Here is an 885-nt window from a genome sequence, read left to right as displayed (position 1 = left end):
ATCATACACAATTACGTTGTGCATAATTAAAATAACATTACGTTGAAGAAAATTCTATTTTTTATAACACTATTTATTTCATACTATTCCTATTCACAAATTTCTACAAGACATTTTATTGATGGAGTTGAAATAGTTGATTATGTTACATTTGAATTATGTGCTGATAGTATTTCAGGGATTAATCAAGTTAAGCTCATAAAAGAAAAAACAAATCATAAAGTTCAAGCAAATATTGATGGAATTATTGATTTCCTGAAGAACTTTGATTATCCTAAAAACGGACCATTAGTTGGTCGATGTGGTGTTTTAACCTTCTCTCTGATTAATCCAGAATTTGAAAATATTGAATTAACAGATACTGAAAAAAAAGAGTGTTTAAAATTCAGGAAAGGCCAATATGAATATCATCATATAAACCATAAGTCTACAAAAGTTAAAAGAGGAAAAAGAATTCAAAAGGAAAAAAGCCATAGAGGTAACCAAATCTATAAGATTTTTTGGACTTCCGATTCAACATACGATTTAGTTTACTATAGAATGTCAGATGATAAATTAAAATATTTGATTGGTAAAAAAATAAAAGTTGAAATACTTAAACTTATCGGAGACAATGGTTATGTCTACAGATCAACTAATCCAAATGGAGTTACATATTACGGAGCTTTATATAAAAAATAACTATGCACAACACCGTGTATAATTCATTGCTCAGTTGGTTAAGATAGGGAAAAATTCTCACATAATTCACTATCTTTAAAACTCGGAAAGAATTGCTGGCTCAGCCTCGCGCTTCTTTTCCCGCGGAATTTTCGCCGTAAACGGCTCATCCAAGCGCAAAGCGCTTCGGCTGAAATTCCGCAACAAATCATACACAATTACGTT

1 protein-coding gene is annotated in these 885 nt (G+C 30.5%); it reads left to right on the top strand.

Translation table 11 applies throughout. From position 1 onward, the window contains the following. The first annotated feature begins 42 nt into the window (after window positions 1-42). Window positions 43-681 (top strand): hypothetical protein, encoded by a 639-nt coding sequence (locus ACU8DI_RS15370; RefSeq protein ID WP_447113677.1) that lies wholly within the window; start codon window positions 43-45, stop codon window positions 679-681. The last annotated feature ends 204 nt before the right edge of the window (window positions 682-885 follow it).

Source organism: Psychroserpens sp. BH13MA-6 (assembly GCF_052983595.1).
The sequence above is the reverse complement of the archived record's forward strand: the minus strand, read 5'-3'. Positions and strand labels throughout refer to the sequence as shown.